Origin of the sequence: Mesorhizobium sp. LSJC280B00, from assembly GCF_000502835.1 — a bacterium.
In the GTDB taxonomy this organism is placed as follows: domain Bacteria; phylum Pseudomonadota; class Alphaproteobacteria; order Rhizobiales; family Rhizobiaceae; genus Mesorhizobium.
Window position 1 is genome coordinate 168,710 of record NZ_AYVL01000003.1, and the last position, 13,862, is coordinate 182,571.

General features: G+C 62.7%; 14 protein-coding genes and 2 pseudogenes. 7 read left to right on the plus strand and 9 right to left on the minus strand.

What is annotated here, in order from left to right:
- Positions 1 to 4: 4 nt before the first annotated feature.
- Together X773_RS45485 and X773_RS45490 are read right to left on the minus strand one after the other, a co-directional pair.
- Positions 5 to 1,804: an alpha/beta fold hydrolase gene (locus X773_RS45485; RefSeq protein WP_023674995.1), complete on the minus strand. Its 1,800-nt coding sequence runs from the start codon at positions 1,802 to 1,804 to the stop codon at positions 5 to 7.
- A complete protein-coding gene (locus tag X773_RS45490) occupies positions 1,797 to 2,384 on the minus strand; it encodes an amino acid synthesis family protein (RefSeq protein WP_023674996.1) in 588 nt (195 codons plus the stop codon). Before X773_RS45490 ends, X773_RS45485 begins: the two co-directional genes overlap by 8 nt.
- Positions 2,385 to 2,524: 140 nt before the next feature.
- Between X773_RS45490 and X773_RS45495 the strand changes: the two genes are divergently transcribed.
- Positions 2,525 to 3,196: a GntR family transcriptional regulator gene (locus X773_RS45495; RefSeq protein WP_023674997.1), complete on the plus strand. Its 672-nt coding sequence runs from the start codon at positions 2,525 to 2,527 to the stop codon at positions 3,194 to 3,196.
- A 196-nt stretch (positions 3,197 to 3,392) separates the two neighbouring features.
- Positions 3,393 to 4,385, plus strand: coding sequence for a tRNA dihydrouridine(20/20a) synthase DusA (gene dusA / locus X773_RS45500; RefSeq protein WP_348625917.1), 993 nt, complete (start codon positions 3,393 to 3,395; stop codon positions 4,383 to 4,385).
- Between the two features lie 8 nt (positions 4,386 to 4,393).
- On the opposite strand, the gene X773_RS45505 is transcribed toward dusA, so the two are convergent.
- Complete coding sequence (locus X773_RS45505) at positions 4,394 to 5,098, minus strand: TIGR02281 family clan AA aspartic protease (RefSeq protein WP_023674999.1); 705 nt, start codon at positions 5,096 to 5,098, stop codon at positions 4,394 to 4,396.
- 13 nt (positions 5,099 to 5,111) lie between these two features.
- Entirely contained in the window at positions 5,112 to 5,345 is a 234-nt protein-coding gene (locus X773_RS45510) for a DUF1289 domain-containing protein (protein ID WP_031193575.1), read from the minus strand.
- A gap of 197 nt (positions 5,346 to 5,542) precedes the next feature.
- Between X773_RS45510 and X773_RS45515 the strand changes: the two genes are divergently transcribed.
- Positions 5,543 to 6,541, plus strand: coding sequence for a nicotinate-nucleotide--dimethylbenzimidazole phosphoribosyltransferase (locus tag X773_RS45515; protein ID WP_023675001.1), 999 nt, complete (start codon positions 5,543 to 5,545; stop codon positions 6,539 to 6,541).
- A 4-nt stretch (positions 6,542 to 6,545) separates the two neighbouring features.
- Here X773_RS45515 and X773_RS45520 read toward each other — a convergent pair whose 3' ends face one another.
- Positions 6,546 to 8,060 carry a HAMP domain-containing sensor histidine kinase gene (locus X773_RS45520; protein ID WP_023675002.1) on the minus strand — a complete coding sequence of 505 codons (1,515 nt, stop codon included), beginning with the start codon at positions 8,058 to 8,060 and terminating at the stop codon, positions 6,546 to 6,548.
- A 75-nt stretch (positions 8,061 to 8,135) separates the two neighbouring features.
- Between X773_RS45520 and X773_RS45525 the strand changes: the two genes are divergently transcribed.
- The 4 genes and pseudogenes from X773_RS45525 to X773_RS45540 all read left to right on the plus strand — a co-directional run bounded on the left by X773_RS45525 (position 8,136) and on the right by X773_RS45540 (position 10,736).
- A complete protein-coding gene (locus X773_RS45525; RefSeq protein ID WP_023675003.1) occupies positions 8,136 to 8,759 on the plus strand; it encodes a thermonuclease family protein in 624 nt (207 codons plus the stop codon).
- A 41-nt stretch (positions 8,760 to 8,800) separates the two neighbouring features.
- Positions 8,801 to 9,412 carry a glutathione S-transferase gene (locus tag X773_RS45530; RefSeq protein ID WP_023675004.1) on the plus strand — a complete coding sequence of 204 codons (612 nt, stop codon included), beginning with the start codon at positions 8,801 to 8,803 and terminating at the stop codon, positions 9,410 to 9,412.
- Positions 9,352 to 10,043, plus strand: a pseudogene (locus X773_RS45535) (uracil-DNA glycosylase family protein). Before X773_RS45530 ends, X773_RS45535 begins: the two are co-directional and overlap by 61 nt.
- Before the next feature lie 201 nt (positions 10,044 to 10,244).
- Positions 10,245 to 10,736, plus strand: coding sequence for an Lrp/AsnC family transcriptional regulator (locus X773_RS45540; protein ID WP_023675006.1), 492 nt, complete (start codon positions 10,245 to 10,247; stop codon positions 10,734 to 10,736).
- Between the two features lie 351 nt (positions 10,737 to 11,087).
- Here X773_RS45540 and X773_RS45545 read toward each other — a convergent pair whose 3' ends face one another.
- From X773_RS45545 to X773_RS45560, 4 genes and pseudogenes are all read right to left on the minus strand, one after another.
- Positions 11,088 to 11,660 (minus strand): DUF3299 domain-containing protein, encoded by a 573-nt coding sequence (locus tag X773_RS45545; protein WP_023675008.1) that lies wholly within the window; start codon positions 11,658 to 11,660, stop codon positions 11,088 to 11,090.
- 68 nt (positions 11,661 to 11,728) lie between these two features.
- Positions 11,729 to 12,310, minus strand: coding sequence for a GNAT family N-acetyltransferase (locus X773_RS45550; protein ID WP_023675009.1), 582 nt, complete (start codon positions 12,308 to 12,310; stop codon positions 11,729 to 11,731).
- Complete coding sequence (locus tag X773_RS45555) at positions 12,270 to 12,974, minus strand: DNA alkylation repair protein (RefSeq protein WP_023675010.1); 705 nt, start codon at positions 12,972 to 12,974, stop codon at positions 12,270 to 12,272. Before X773_RS45555 ends, X773_RS45550 begins: the two co-directional genes overlap by 41 nt.
- Before the next feature lie 9 nt (positions 12,975 to 12,983).
- Positions 12,984 to 13,859, minus strand: a pseudogene (locus X773_RS45560) (NAD(P)-dependent oxidoreductase); the annotation flags it as partial.
- Positions 13,860 to 13,862: the final 3 nt, after the last annotated feature.

The following is a 13,862-nucleotide window of genomic DNA, read 5'->3' on the forward strand; positions in this document are numbered from 1 at the left end:
GGTTTCACCCGCGGCCGGAAAGAGGAATTTGAGAAGGCGCGGGCTTGGCGAGCGGCCGGACTTCGCCTTCGACCTCGTTGCCGACATAGACGCCGAATGCATCTTCCGTACGTTCGCGCGCATAGCGGGCAAGCATCGAACGCACTGCGGGATCGGCGATCTTCAGATCCGCGATCTTCTCGAGGTCGACAAGCCGCATCTGGCGATCGTCGGAATAGGATCCCTCGACCGTTCCGCGATAATAAACATGCGTGCGCCAGGGTTCGGCGGCATCGTCCCACACCGCGAACAGGAAGCCGAGCTGGGCGTCTATGGCCCTGGCGGCAAGGCGCCCTTTGAGGCTGCGCGCATCGTTGGGCGTGCCCAGTCCGCGCCCCGCAGGCAATTCATAAATCCCGTCGGCTGTTTCGACGAACAGCACACGGCCCTCGTTCTCGAGAATGGCGCCGACCTCCGTATCGGGGGGCGCCGCCGCCAGCGCCTCCTGGCTGAGGCCAGGCGTGACGTAGGTGCCTCTGCAATAACCGAGGGGCTGGGCTCCGTTGTGGCTGAAGTCGCGGACGCGGCCGATGAGGATCGAGTGATCGCCAGCATCGACCAGCTGCTCCATGCCGCAATCGAACACCGCAACGGAGCCGTCGATCAGCGGATTGCCGGTCCGGCCCGGTTGCCAGCTCACGGCCGCGAACTTGTCCGCTGCTTTGGAAGCGAAGATGCCGGAATGGGCCTTCTGGTCCTCTGACAGGATGTTGATGGCGAAACCTCTCGACGTCGAAAAAGCACTGTGCCCCAGCGCCCTCTTGGCGATGCAGACAAGCACCAGCGGCGGCTCGAGTGAGACCGAGGTGAAGGAGTTGGCGGTGAAGCCGCGCGGTTCGCCTTCCGCTCCGATCGTTGTGACGATGGTGACACCGGTCAGGAAGGAGCCGAGTGCGCGCCGGAATTCGCCGCTGTCAAAGACTGCATCCGTCTCCGGCCTCACGCCAGCGTCTCCTGCCGTGTCGAGAAATTCCATGATGTGTTTGGTCACTTTTTCAGGTGAAGCCATTGCCATCATGTGCCTTTCTCCATTGAGCACGAGGCATTGGCTGTGCGGCGCAAGCCTCGCCATCGCCGCCGACATGGCCGGGGTCGAATTGCTGTCCTGCGACCCGGTCATGAACAGGGCCGGTGCGGCAAGACCGGGGAGGGCATCGGCATGCTCGGCATCGGCACGGGCAAAGAGGCGATAGGTGCGCGCGTAGCCTTCGGGGTCGACCCTTTCAAGGGCGGCGCGCGCGGTAGAGGCCGCCCCGATAAGGTTCGCCGGCAGCGGGTCGCCGAACCAGCGGGCAAGCGTAGCCGCAATGGCGGAACGGTTGCCATGGGTGCCGAGCGCGGCCGCCCGCTCGCGCACGGCCTGCGTCAAGGCCGCGGGGCGGCGGAACACCGCGTTGAGGCACACGATGGCGCGAACGCGCAAAGGGGCGCGAAGGGCGATTTCCAGTGCGACCAGCGCGCCCATCGAATGGCCGACGATCGACACCGACGCCACGCCAAGATGGTCGAGCAGGCGAACCGCCTGATCGGCGAAATCCGACAGGCTGGCTTCTTCCGGCGGCAGCGGTGAAACGCCGTGGCCGAGCATGTCGATGGCGATCAGGTCATGATGGTCTTTCATCGCCGCGATCTGATCGTGCCAGATCGCGGCGTTCATGCCGACACCGTGAATGAGCAGAACCGGCGCGCCGGAGCCGGCGCGGATGAAGCCGGTGCCGTCCGGAGCCGTGTCCCGGACCCATGCGGTGGCAGCGACGTCAGCCATGCAGGTCTCCGACCTCCTTGAGGTCCTGATAGCGGTCGCCGATACGATGGTGCGGGCGGCCACCAATCGAAGCGCCAAGCGCCACTACCAGCTCATCGGGCGCTGGCGCGTCGCCGATTTGGAAATGTACGGTCAGATAGTGGGAGCGGCGGCCTTCGTCGTTCTTGTCCATCAGCGGGATCATGATCGGGGTGTTCGGCCCTCCGCGCAGATTGGTGAAGGCGAGATAGGTCTTGGCGCCGACCGCGCGACGGTAATGGTTGCCGAAATGCAGCGTATGGATCAGCGCCGATGCATGCTCGATCTCGCCCGCCGTGCCGCAGACCGCGGCCTTGCCATAACCCTCTATCGCCTCGCCGGAACCGGCGACGGCGATGATTTCGCGGGTCAGCAGTTCACCGAGGACGGGAGCAATAGCGCGGATCTCCGGCGACAGGTCGTCGGTGAAACCGCGGCCGGCCCAGGGATTTGTCAGCACAGCCGCGACACCGATCAGACGCAGCGGTTTTGGGGCTTCCTTGCCGCCCTCGATTAACGTGTTCTCGATGTACGTGACGATCTTTCGAATGGCTGGTTTCATGAAAGTCCTCGGTCGCCACGGCGCTGTGCAACGCCGAAATCTTTACATCATCTTATGGTATACCATACTATGGAGCACCAGAAGCCTTGTCAATCGGCTATGGAATCTGTTTTGTGGCCGGATCGGGGTAGGGAGAGAAAATGTCAGGCGATACGCTGCGGATCGACCGCTCTGCCAAGACGCTGAGGACGCTGGCGCTGGAGCGCATGCGTGAGGCGATCATGGGCTTCCATTTCCAGCCTGGTGAAAGGCTGGTCGAGCGGCCGCTATGCGATCAGCTCGGGGTAAGCCGTTCCGTCGTGCGCGAGGTGCTGCGGCAGCTGGAGGCGGAAGGCCTGGTGCAGATGATACCGGGCCACGGACCCGCCGTGGCCAAACCGGATCTCGGCCGCACCGACGAAATCTATGAATTGCGGGCGCTGCTCGAGGGCATCGCGGCGCGGGCTTGCGCCCTGACAGCCACGGACGCGCAGATCGCCTCGCTCGATGCCGCCTTGACGAACCTGCTTGAGGCGTGGGCGTCCGGTGCGCCTGTCGAGGTGATGCGGGCAACGACCAAGTTCTACGAAACGCTGTTCGAGGCGGCGGACAAGCGCATTGCCTGGGAAATCGTGACGGGGCTGAATGTCCGCATCAACCAGCTCCGCTCAATGACGATCGCGTCGGAGAACCGCCGCGAGCCGGCGATCGCCGAAATGACCGAAATCATGGATGCAATCCGGTCGCGCAAGCCGGACGAGGCGGAGGAGGCGGCGCGGCGGCATGTCGAATCCGCGTGGCAGATCGCCCGCAACACGCTTCGCCTTGGCTGACTGGTATGCCGCCGGCGGTCCATCGTTCCACGGCAGGCATCTAACTGGTGCGTACAGTGACATGTGTGACATGCCAATTTGCTTTCAGTTGCGGCGGCAAAATCGTATATCGGGTCAGTTAGGTGTGCATCTCTTGCCAAATTGCTCTGTCATTCGAACGGAGTATCGGACGGACTGAGACAGAAAAAATAGTAAAATGAATATGTTACGCCACAAAGTTGCCGTGGCGCCGATGATGGATTGGACGGACCGGCACTGCCGGTTCTTCCATCGCCAGCTGACGCGCGAGGCGCTGCTCTACACCGAGATGGTGGTGGCCGATGCGGTCATCCACGGCGCACGCGAGCGGCTGCTCGGCTTCGACGACAGCGAACATCCGGTTGCGCTGCAACTCGGCGGCGCCGATCCGGGAAAGCTGGCCGAGGCGGCGCGCATCGGCGAAACCTTCGGCTATGATGAAATCAACCTCAATATCGGCTGCCCGTCCGACCGCGTCCAGTCGGGCACTTTCGGCGCCTGCCTGATGAAGACGCCCGTGCTCGTCGCGGATTGCGTCGCGGCAATGAAGGCGGCGGTGAAAATACCGGTTACCGTCAAGTGCCGCATCGGCGTCGATGAGCAGGATCCGGAACCGGCACTCGATGCGTTGGCCGATGGTGTTTTCGCGGCCGGCGCCGACGCGCTGTGGGTGCACGCCCGCAAGGCCTGGCTGGAAGGACTGAGCCCAAAGGAAAATCGTGACATCCCACCGCTCGACTATGACCGCGTCTATCGGCTGAAAGCCAGAAAACAAAACAAATTCATCGGCATCAACGGTGGCATTCAATCTCTCGCAGAGGCGCTGACGCATCTCGACCATGTCGATGGCGCCATGCTCGGCCGCGCCGCCTATCACACGCCAGGGATACTGACCGGCATCGATGCCGCGTTTTACGGCAGCACAGCTGAGTCGTTCGATTTTGCCGCACTGATCGATGCCATGGCGGATTACGCGTCACGCCATATCGAGCAGGGCGGACGGCTCGGGCATGTCACCCGGCACATGGTCGGGCTGTTTCACGGCCTGCCCGGTGCACGCCGCTATCGGCAGATCCTGTCCACCGAGGCGACAAAGCCCGGTGCCGGACCGGAGGTGATCAAGACGGCTTTCGCAGAGGTCGATTTCGGCCGGACCGCAGAGGCGGCCTGAGGAAAAACTTAATCCCGCAAAATCATGCGATCGCCGCGTACGTCGAAACCCGATAGCGAGCCGATGAAATTCATACCGAGAAGGCTCTGGCCGAGCGTGCCTGGTGCGGCGATCATGATGGGCATGTCCTTGCGCACGATGCCGCCGATCGACAGTTCGTCGGTTCGCACCGCCGCCGCGCGTGTCATGCCGTTGGCGGTAGAGATCGGTATGGTGAAGCGGAGAGCCGCCGAATTGAACCCGACCGCCAGCGCGTCCTCGGCGGTCAGAACGGTGCTGGTCGCGCCGGTATCGACAACCGTCAGGATCGGCGTGCCGTTGATCGTGACGCGCGCTTCGAAATGGCCGCTGCCGGCCTTGTCCAGGGTGACGGTGGCATGGCCTTCTTCCACGCCCAGCGCCAGCGGACTGCCGGGAACAAGGCCGGCGGTGACGCGGCTGGCGAAATCCTGCAACTCATAGCGGTACTGATAGCCGGCGATCAGCGCCAGCACGATGGCACCCCAGGCGCCGAGGCTGCGGGCCATGGTGCCCAACGGCCTGCCCGATCTGACCAGGCCGGCGCCGACGAGTGCCGCTAAGGCGCCAAGCCAGATCAACTGGCTGAAATCGTAATTCTCGATGCCGAACGTACTGCCGGCGGAATCGTTGAGCATGAGCAGGAGCACACCCGCCCCGATCGCGACGATCAGAATCCACAACAGTCGGTTCATCTCTGCGGCCGGTTCACGAGAGGGCGTCGCGTTCGCGTGCCATGCGGCTGCGACGGGTTTCCCGGCGGGGGCGTCGCTCGACCGTTTCCAGCCTTGCCGGCAGCTCGGCCATGACGCTGCGGCGGGTTTGCGGGGTCATGTCGATCCAGGCGGCGATTTCCTCGCGCGTGCGCCCGCAACCGAAACAGAAGCCGGTTTTCATGTCGATCGAGCAGACCAGGATGCACGGGGATTCAATGGCCGTCATAAGGATTTCCTTGGCTAGCCTCCACATGGTGCAACGACAAAGTCAATGCAAGCCCTCCGGGAAGCGCCGCCAACGAATGCTTTCGCGTCAATACCGCCAAGTTGTACCAGGCCTGGAGGTTGTGCCGGCTTGAGGTTGTGCCGGCTGGCCAAGGCGGCTATGCCGCTCACCAATCCACACGGACGATCGCCATCGACATGACCAGCGCGCTGCCTTTCGACGATTTTCGCGACCTCCTGGTGAGCCTGCCGCCGGGAGATATGGCGGCCAAGGCCCGCGTGCGCCAGTTGTTTGCCAAGGCAGACAAGCCCAAAGGCTCGCTTGGCCGCATCGAGGACATCGCCGCCTGGCTTGCCGGGTGGAGCGGCCGCGCGCCGCCGGCGGTGACGCGGCCATTGGTGGCGATCTTTGCCGGCAATCATGGCGTCACCCGTCACGGCATTTCGCCGCGCCCCGCCGCCGCCACGGCAAATGCAGTCGAGCTCTGCGCCGCCGGCGGTGCAGCGATCAACCAGATCTGCATCGCCAACGATCTCGGCTTGAAGGTGTTCGATCTGGCCCTGCACATTCCGACAGCCGACATTACGGAGGATGCGGCACTGGACGAGCGCGGTTGTGCCGCTACCATGGCCTTCGGCATGGAAGCGATTGCCGGCGGTACCGACCTGCTTTGCCTTGGCGACCTCGGCGTCGGCAATTCGACTGTCGCCGCGGCCCTTTGCACGGCACTGTTCGGCGGCACCAGCGCCGACTGGGTCGGCCCTGGATCAGGGGCGGACGCGGCGATGCAGAGGCGCAAGGCGGAGGTGGTCGATGCCGCGGTCGCGTTTCACGGCGCGAGCCTCAAGGACCCGCTGGAAGCGCTGCGCCGGGTCGGCGGGCGGGAATTCGCCGCGATCTGCGGCGCCATTCTGGCGGCGCGGATGCAGAAGATCCCGGTGCTGCTCGATGGGTTTGCGGTGACTGCGGCCGCTGGTGTCCTACATACCGCCAACCCCGCCGCGCTCGATCACTGTCTCCTCGCAAGCCTGTCGCCAGAGTCTGGTCATGCCAAGGCCGCCGAGCGCCTCGGCCTTCGCCCGCTGCTCGATCTGGGCGTCAGTCAAGGCGAGGGGGTAGGGGCGGCGCTTGCCGCCGGCCTGGTCAAGGCGGCCGCGCTGACCAGCTCCGGCATGGCAGCCGCGGTCCGCGGTTAAGCATTCAGCGCCGGCGCGAGGCAACCGCCTTGGTCGGCAGCGCCGGCAGTTCCTCCATCACCCGGCTCAGCGGGAAGATGGCGATCGCCTCGGTGCCTTCGCGCAGCCTGGAATGGAGCTGGAATTCGCCGCCATGCATGGCCAGCAGGCCTTGCACGATCGGCAGGCCAAGCCCGGTGCCCTGTTCGGCGCTCTTGATGGCGATCGAGCCCTGGCCGAAGGCCGAAAGCACGATCGGAATCTCGTCTTCCGGTATGCCCGGCCCATTGTCCTTGACGGAGAGATATTGCCCGCCGCCCGCCGTCCAGCCGACGCGCACGCGGATTTCGCCGCCGGTGGCGGTGAACTTGATGGCATTGGACAACAGGTTGAGCGCAATCTGCCGCACCGCGCGTTCGTCGGCGAACAAGCGCGGCAAGGCGTTTTCGAAATCCTGGACGATGCGGATGTCCTTGTTGCGCGCCTTCAGCTCCATCATGTGGCAGCAATCCTCGACGACGGAGAGCAGCATCATCGGCTCCTCGTTGAGCTGGTAGCGGCCCGCTTCGATGCGCGACAAATCGAGAATTTCGTTGATCAGGTCGAGCAGATGCTGTCCGGAGTCGTGCACGTCACGGGCATAGTCGCGATAGGTCGGGTTGCTCATCGGGCCGAGCACCTCGTTGGCCATCACTTCGGAAAAGCCGAGAATGGCGTTGAGCGGTGTACGCAGTTCGTGGCTCATCGAGGCCAGGAAACGCGATTTCGCCAGATTGGCGTCTTCCGCCCGCCGCCGTGCCTCGTCCGACATCGATTTCGCCGTCTCCAGTTCGGCGATCAGCGCATCCTTTTCGGAGCGGAACGACAGCAGCATCAGCGAGGAACGGTTGAGCTGGCGCGCCACATAGGCGAAGAAAGGCAACGAGGCGATCAGCAAGCCTGCCATGATCACTTCGACCGGCATCCATAATTTCGCACTGGCATAAGCATAGATGGCGACCGGGAGGGCGAAGGTCGCCAACAGCGCACCGCGCAGGGACGAGGCCAGGATCGCGGTTGCCGACATGGCGAGCAGCAGCACCACCGCCTTGGCGACCTGGAACTGATCCATTTGGCAAGTTTCGCAGCCGAGCCATGCGAACCAGGCCCAGCCAAGCCCGCACAGAAAATGGCCGATCAGGAAATCCCTATGCGTTTCCAGCGGGTTGAGCTCGGACGCTTGAGTGACGCGTCTGGCCATGAATGCAACGATGGTATAGCAGATGAATGTGAACAGCGCCCAGACGCCGATCTCCTTGCCGATGCCCGCGAGCAAGCCTGCCGCGGCCGTTGCCAGAACGAGCAGCGGAATGACGATCACGCCGCCGGTCATCGAAAGCGCGTGGAGCTTCAACAGCTCGCGGTCGAAGTCGGGATTTCCGGCTTGCTGCGAAAGACGGTCGCGCGTCTTGCGCACCGCGCGCGCGACATCGCTGTTGCGATGGCGTTTTCTGCGGTCCACAATAAACTTGTCCGCCGTGGTCGAGCGTTGCAGGGGCATGAAGTCTTCAATTTACGCGGGCAGCAATTTCAAATCGTTAAGCTACGTTCGAATGATTAACCAACGGTTTGCCATATGAGCCGTTCGTGGTCGCGATGGCCGCGCCAGCGATACTATGCGCCACGTCCGCGAAGCCTGTGGCGCCGACTAATGGACTATGGGGTGACACTCATCGTGCTCGGCCTGGCGATCCTCCTGGCGGCGCGCCTCGACCGGGTGGAGACGCGCAAGACGGAGGGCGTGGCCATTGTCAATGACGGCGATAGCATCACGCTCGGCGGCGAGCGTATCCGCATGCGTGGCATCGACGCGCCGGAATATTCGCAGATCTGCCGCAAGAACGGTGCCGACTATCCCTGCGGCAAGCTCGCGCGGCAGTCCCTGGTGCGGTTGATAGCCGGCAAAGCGGTCTCCTGCAGCGGCTGGCAGCGCGACCGCTACGGCAGGCTGCTCGGCGACTGCAAGGCCGGCGGCAAGGATCTCAACCGCGCACAGGTCGAGGCCGGCTGGGCGGTCGCCTTTGGCGATTTCGAGACCGAGGAAGCTGCTGCGCGCGCGGGCAAAGCCGGCATCTGGGGCGGAACTTTCGACGAGCCGAAGAACTGGCGCGAGAGCCACGGCCACGAGCTGGTCGAAAGAAAGCACGGCACCTTGGCGTCGATCGGCGATGCCTTGCGTGAAATTTTTCGCTTCTGGTGAGTTGTGCCTATAGTTCGTCGGGACGGACGAGGAGGATGGAGATGAAGCTGTTCGACGGCGGGCGCGCGCCCAATCCACGTCGGGTTCGGATTTTTCTGGCCGAAAAGGGACTTCAGGTTCCGTTGGTGCCCGTAGACATGGGCGCGCTGGAGCACAAAGAGCAGCCGGTCAGCTCGCGCAACCCGCTGAAGCGTCTGCCAGTGCTCGAACTCGATGATGGCACCATCATCACCGAGTCCGTCGCAATCTGTCGCTACTTCGAGGAACTGCACCCCGAGCCGGCTTTGTTCGGGCGTGGCGCACTCGGCAAGGCAATCGTCGAGATGTGGCAAAGGCGTGTGGAGTTCAATCTGTTCGGCTGCGTCGCCGCGGCGTTCCGGCATATCCACCCCGCGATGAGGGAATGGGAGATCCCGCAAATCCCCGAATGGGGCGAGGCTAACAAGCCGAAGGCGATCGATTTCCTGAAATTCCTCGATGCTGAGCTCGCCAGCAGGGAATTCGTCGCCGGCGATGCCTATTCGATCGCCGACATCACCGGGCTGGTCGCCATCGACTTCATGAAGCCGGCTCGCATCAAGGTACCTGAAGAGTGCACCAACGTGCTGCGCTGGCATCAGGCAATCTCGAGCCGTCCGAGTGCCGCCGCCTGACAATGAATTCCGAATGAGCGAAGAGTTGGAAGCCTTGACGGCGCGGGTACGCGCCTGCCGCATCTGCGTTGATAAGCCGGCCGGCAGGCCGTTGCCGCACCAGCCGCGTCCGGTGCTCAGGCCATCGTCGAGCGCCCGCATCCTGATCGCCAGCCAGGCGCCGGGTACCAAGGTCCACGTCTCAGGCATGCCGTTCACCGACGCCTCCGGCGACCGGCTGCGAAGCTGGCTGGGCGTCGGCAGCGAGGAATTCTATGACACGGACAAGTTTGCCATCGTGCCGATGGGCTTTTGCTTTCCCGGTCAGGACGCCAGGGGCGCCGACCTGCCGCCGCGCCGCGAATGTGCGCCGGCGTGGCGCGTATCGCTGATGGCACTGATGCCGCAAGTCGATATGGTGCTGACGATCGGCATCTACGCGCAAAGCTGGCATATGGGCGCGGCGCGCCGTCCCTCGCTGACGGAAACGGTCATGGATTGGCGTGCCATCTGGGCGGCGGCAACCGACCCGAAAGTCCTGCCGCTGCCGCACCCGTCCTGGCGCAACACCGGTTGGCTGCAGCGCAATCCATGGTTTGAAATGGATTTGCTGCCCTTTCTGAGATCGGAAATCCGCTATCGCCTCGGCTAGGCATTCAGCAAGAAATCACTCGCTTTCGCACTATGCGGCAGAATTTCTTTCTTGTAATAGGCTCGAGCAAGAGGGATTATGGTAATCCATTCCTCGAAGCGCGCCGCGCATGAGGGGACGCGCGTTAAATTCTTGTTTTTATGCATGTCGTTGTGCCAAGGCCGCTGCGCACTTGGACGACTTGCATCAGGGGAGCACCCAATGGACCGCCTTGATAGAAAAATTCTCCGCCTCCTGCAGGAGGATGCGACGCTTGCAGTCGCCGACGTCGCCAAGAAGGTCGGCCTGTCGACGACGCCGTGCTGGCGGCGCATCCAGAAGCTCGAGGAAGAGGGCGTCATCAAGCGGCGCGTCGCCATCCTCGATCATGAAAAGGTCAATGTGCGGGTCACGGTGTTCGTCTCGATCCGCACCAATTCGCACAGCCATGAATGGCTGCGGCGCTTTTCGGAGGTCATCCAGGAATTCCCGGAAGTGGTCGAATTCTATCGCATGAGCGGCGACGTCGACTATCTCTTGCGCGTCGTGGTGCCCGATATCGCCGCCTACGACGCCTTCTACAAGCGGCTGATCGCCAAGATCGAGATCCGCGACGTGTCGTCTTCCTTCGCCATGGAGCAGATCAAATACACGACCGAAATGCCGCTGGATTACATGATGCTCGACAAGGAGTCCGGCGCGAACGCCGCCTGAAGCCCGATTGATTTGTGAGGTCGGGCGCAACCGGCTCCAGCACCCGCCCAGCCTGCTGCAGAGATGACAGTTGACGGAGCAAACTCTAATATTCGGTTTTCGCAACGAGGGCACCGACAGTGTTCGTTTGATAGTCGAGCCGTGGGCGGAAGAATTTGACATCCCAGGAGAATCGGCGGCTGAAATATCGATATTTTTCACGGCGCCAGGTAGGATAGACAGCCAGCATACTCATGGCACGTTTGTGATATGGCTTTGGGAGGGGTGCCGCGCGATGGTATCCATAGATGGAACGGATTGCACGAACTCCATGCTTATTCCAGTTCCGTCTATTCCTTGAGTTAGCCCCGCTTAGTTCTTCTTTTTGTTGAGGAAACTCCAGGGCGAGTTGACCGGCAGTGTGATCGTGTCCGGCACGGTGTCGACATTGACCACCTCGGCCTTGCGCACGGTGTAGCCCGACTGGATGACGCTGACGCCGTCAAGGATGAAAAGCTGGCTCTTCTCCATGCCCGGCCGTAATGCGCCGGTCACCGAAACCGGCTGGTAGGCCTCGGACATCCTGTAAGGGTGTGCAGGCGTGACGAGGACGATCTGGTTGGGCGGCGGCGTCGGCATGTGGCTGCAGGCTCCCGTCCACGGCACCAGCAGGAATTGGTAGACGAGATCACCATCGCGGTCGACTGGCAGCGCATAGCCTGCGAGTTGCACGGTCTTGTCCTGCAAGTTGAGTGAGAGCGTCTCGCCATGATCCGGCATTTTGGCCGCGATCATTGGCAGTCCGACGCTTTCGGCGGCTGCCTGGGTCGCCGGGCGCAGATCCTTCCAGAAAATATGCATCGTCCCGGCGCAAGCGCTGTCTGCCACAATGGACACGAACACCGCGGCCGCCAGGATCGCTCCTGATTTGAGACGGTTGCTCATTGCTGCTCCATTGTTGAGCCTTGATCAGCGGCCTATGCCAGCAAGTAAAGCTGCCGCTGTCGCCAAGGTCAACGTTCAAGCCGCATCACATGCCGGCGCGAGCCGGTCATGCCGATCTCGCGAAAGCCGCGGGCGACGAACATGTCGCGAAAACCCATGAAGCTGTAGCTCGGCGAAGCCTGGTCGACGGGATAGGCTTCGATCGTCTTGGCGCCTTTGGCAAAGGCGTGATCGATGGCCGCGTCGAGCAATGCGCTTGCCAGCCCGCCGCCGCGCAGCGCTCTCGGTACATAGAAGCAGACGATCGACCAGATGCCCATCTCGCTATCGTCCTGCTGCCGTGACAGCTTGCGGTAGGTCTCGCGCGGCGCAATCGAGCACCAGCCGACGGTCCGGCCATCGATCTGGGCGACAATGCCGACCGGCGTGCCGGCGTCGATCAGCGTCATCATCGCGCGTTTCTTCTCGTCGTTCTCGACATGCTCGCGGCGGTCGAGATTGCGCCAAGCCATACACCAGCAGTATTTCGGCCCGCCGGGTTGCTCGAACAGGTTTTCGAAATCGGCGCGCGTCGATTGCGTCACCTCCGTGAAGCGCACTTCGCTCAGGTCAAGCTTTTCTGGCGGCGAGCCGCTCGAGCGTCTTGGCATCGGAAAGTTCCTTCAGGGCATCCTTGCCGATCCAGCGAGCAGTCCTGTCTGTCGAGGCCGCCAATTTTTGCGCCAGGGCAAGGGCAGGGCCGTGCAAATTCATCGATCGCTTGCCGATCGAACGAAGCGCCCAGTTCACGGCCTTCTTCACAAAATTGCGGCCGTCGGTCGCATGCGCCTCGATGATCGACAGGAATTCGAGGAAGGTCGTCTCGGGTTCCTTCTTCCGGTGGACTACCGACCAGGCCATCATCGCAAAAGCCGTGCGTCGAACGAATTCCCGTTCGTCGACCGCGAATTCGGCGATCAATTCCTTCCAGCAATCCGTATCGACAAAGAGATCGGAGACCCCGTCGACGATATCCCACGAGTCGAAAGTCGCCGCCCATCGTCTTGCATCCGCGGCGGAGAACCGCTCCGGATCGGCTGTCACGGAAGCGATGAACTGCGCCTCCACGATGCCTGTCTGCCAAAGCTCAAAGGCACGCTCATGGTTGCGCTTGATTTTCTTGGCAATCTGCCGCTGCACGCCATGCGAGATACCGAGCGCACGTTCGATCTTGATGCCGTAGCGCAGCATGCCAAGTCGATTTTCCTCCGAGGCGATCAAGCGCAGATGAGCGACGATTTCATCGGCGCTGGATTGAGGCGAAAGCTCGGCCACGGTGAAATCCTATTTCTCCAGCCGCGCCAGCAGCGAGGACGTGTCCCAGCGCTTGCCGCCCATCGCCTGCACGTCCTTGTAGAACTGGTCGACAAGTGCCGTCACCGGCAGTTTGGCGCCGTTGCGGTCGGCCTCGGCGAGGCAGATGCCAAGATCCTTGCGCATCCAGTCGACGGCGAAGCCGAAATCATATTTGCCGGCATTCATCGTCTTGTGGCGGTTCTCCATCTGCCAGGAACCGGCCGCACCCTTGGAAATCACCTCGATTACCTTGTCGATGTCGAGCCCAGCCTTCTTGCCGAAATGGATACCCTCCGCCAGGCCCTGAACGAGGCCGGCGATGCAGATCTGGTTGATCATCTTGGTGAGTTGGCCAGCCCCGGCCGGTCCCATCAATCCGACCATGCGGGCATAAGCATCTATGACTGGCTTGGCCCTGTCGAAGGCGTCGGGCTCGCCGCCGACCATCACGGTCAGCATGCCGTTCTCGGCGCCTGCCTGACCGCCGGAGACCGGGGCGTCGAGGAACAAAAACCCGAGCGCTTGCGCCTGCTGCGCCAGTTCGCGCGCGACCTCCGCAGATGCCGTGGTGTTGTCGATGAAGATGGCGCCTTTCTTCATGGAATTGAAGGCGCCTTCGGCACCGGTCGTCACCGAGCGCAGATCGTCGTCATTGCCGACGCAGGAAAAGACGAAGTCCTTGCCCGCGGCCGCCTCTGCTGGTGTCGCGGCGAAGCTGCCGCCATGCTGGGCAACCCACTGCTCGGCCTTCGCCCTGGTGCGGTTGTAGACGGTGACGTCGTGACCGCCCTTGTTCTTGAGATGTCCGGCCATCGGATAGCCCATGACGCCAAGACCAAGAAATGCCACCGAAGCCATGTTTTCGAA

Bases quoted from the DNA above. Each gene is read 5' to 3' on its own strand.
- X773_RS45485 (WP_023674995.1), bottom strand. From the start codon at position 1,804: ATGGCTGACGTCGCTGCCACCGCATGGGTCCGGGACACGGCTCCGGAC.
- X773_RS45490 (WP_023674996.1), bottom strand. From the start codon at position 2,384: ATGAAACCAGCCATTCGAAAGATCGTCACGTACATCGAGAACACGTTA.
- X773_RS45495 (WP_023674997.1), top strand. From the start codon at position 2,525: ATGTCAGGCGATACGCTGCGGATCGACCGCTCTGCCAAGACGCTGAGG.
- dusA (WP_348625917.1), top strand. From the start codon at position 3,393: ATGAATATGTTACGCCACAAAGTTGCCGTGGCGCCGATGATGGATTGG.
- X773_RS45505 (WP_023674999.1), bottom strand. From the start codon at position 5,098: ATGAACCGACTGTTGTGGATTCTGATCGTCGCGATCGGGGCGGGTGTG.
- X773_RS45510 (WP_031193575.1), bottom strand. From the start codon at position 5,345: ATGACGGCCATTGAATCCCCGTGCATCCTGGTCTGCTCGATCGACATG.
- X773_RS45515 (WP_023675001.1), top strand. From the start codon at position 5,543: ATGACCAGCGCGCTGCCTTTCGACGATTTTCGCGACCTCCTGGTGAGC.
- X773_RS45520 (WP_023675002.1), bottom strand. From the start codon at position 8,060: ATGCCCCTGCAACGCTCGACCACGGCGGACAAGTTTATTGTGGACCGC.
- X773_RS45525 (WP_023675003.1), top strand. From the start codon at position 8,136: ATGAGCCGTTCGTGGTCGCGATGGCCGCGCCAGCGATACTATGCGCCA.
- X773_RS45530 (WP_023675004.1), top strand. From the start codon at position 8,801: ATGAAGCTGTTCGACGGCGGGCGCGCGCCCAATCCACGTCGGGTTCGG.
- X773_RS45540 (WP_023675006.1), top strand. From the start codon at position 10,245: ATGGACCGCCTTGATAGAAAAATTCTCCGCCTCCTGCAGGAGGATGCG.
- X773_RS45545 (WP_023675008.1), bottom strand. From the start codon at position 11,660: ATGAGCAACCGTCTCAAATCAGGAGCGATCCTGGCGGCCGCGGTGTTC.
- X773_RS45550 (WP_023675009.1), bottom strand. From the start codon at position 12,310: ATGCCAAGACGCTCGAGCGGCTCGCCGCCAGAAAAGCTTGACCTGAGC.